Origin of the sequence: Halobellus sp. H-GB7, from assembly GCF_030848585.1 — an archaeon.
Taxonomy (GTDB): domain Archaea; phylum Halobacteriota; class Halobacteria; order Halobacteriales; family Haloferacaceae; genus Haloquadratum; species Haloquadratum inordinatus.
This window is the reverse complement of the sequence record NZ_JAVDDW010000033.1, coordinates 1-1,113: the sequence shown is the minus strand read 5'-3', so window position 1 is coordinate 1,113 and position 1,113 is coordinate 1. Positions and strand designations below refer to the sequence as shown.

Genomic DNA, 1,113 nt, shown 5'->3' with positions numbered 1-1,113 from the left:
GAGTGGTCAGCATAACTTCTGAACATTTGGGAGGAACGTCTCGATCCAGTCAGCGGCGAAACTCACACGATGGCTTAGCCTGAGGAATGTCTCGGTGAGGAATTCTCTAAAGTGGTCTTTGTCCTCGAAGATCTCTGGCGAGATCTCTCGTTTGAGATCCTTCCACAGCGGTTCGATTGCGTTCAGCGTCGGTGAGTACGGCGGTAAGAAGACGAACTCGATGCCGAGTTCGTCGGCCCGTTCCTGTGTGAGTTTCGCGTGGTGAGAGCCGTAGTTGTCTGCCACGAGCAGAATCCGGCCCCGCGGATTCTGCTCGCGGATCTCTTCGAGCGCCTCCACGATTGTCTCCTTCACTAACCGCTCTTTGTACGTGATCACGCTCTGGCCAGTCAGTGCGTAGAACCCAACCGACCGCCACGGAAACGTTACCAGCGGCTTCTCGATCGTTACTGTCCGGTCAAACGACCACATCCGCTGAGAGTTCTCGAACGGCTGTGGCCACGCCTCATCGAAAAAATCCCAAGACGACTGGATCATCCTCCTCGTCTTCATCGGGATCCTCGCCGAGCGCCTCGTCCAGGCGCTCGGCGAGAATCTCCTCTGCGCTTTCCGGCTGACGCGGATCCATCGGACGTGGCTTTGCGTATTTCATCCCAGCGGCACGCAGTTTTCGGCTGAGATGAGCAGGATGATATGTGACGCCGTATCGGTCTTCAATCAGCGCGTGAATCTGTTGTGGCGTCCACGGCTGGCCCTCTTCGAGAATCTCACACAACTCGGCGAATTGTGCGGGGGTAAGCTTCGGCGGCCTGCCGCCGCCGAAGCGTGGGCGCAGCCCCTTGATGCCACCGTCATTCCACGCACGAGCCCACCTGCGCGTCGTGGATCGGGAGATCCCGACGCGCTTGCCTGCCTCCTCGCGCGTATCTCCTTGATAGAGATTCCTGATGTAGCATAACCGCCGGACGAGACGGGTCTCGTCCGCCTTCTGTGCATCTGTAATTGCTTGCTCAAGTTCTTCTTCGGTCAGGTACTTCACCAACTGACCTCGCCGACTACTCTTCATCAAAATAGGAACGCTCTCTCAGGGCTCAACTCTTTCGCAGACCACTC

Annotated in this window: 2 protein-coding genes; both read right to left on the bottom strand. The window is 57.4% G+C overall.

Translation table 11 applies throughout. The features are described 5' to 3' along the window. Window positions 1–6 precede the first annotated feature (6 nt). Window positions 7–552: an IS630 family transposase gene (locus RBH22_RS17785; RefSeq protein ID WP_306678748.1), complete on the bottom strand. Its 546-nt coding sequence runs from the start codon at window positions 550–552 to the stop codon at window positions 7–9. Beyond that, window positions 506–1,039 carry an IS630 family transposase gene (locus tag RBH22_RS17780; protein ID WP_306678746.1) on the bottom strand — a complete coding sequence of 178 codons (534 nt, stop codon included), beginning with the start codon at window positions 1,037–1,039 and terminating at the stop codon, window positions 506–508. The genes RBH22_RS17785 and RBH22_RS17780 overlap by 47 nt, the downstream gene beginning before the upstream one ends. Window positions 1,040–1,113: the final 74 nt, after the last annotated feature.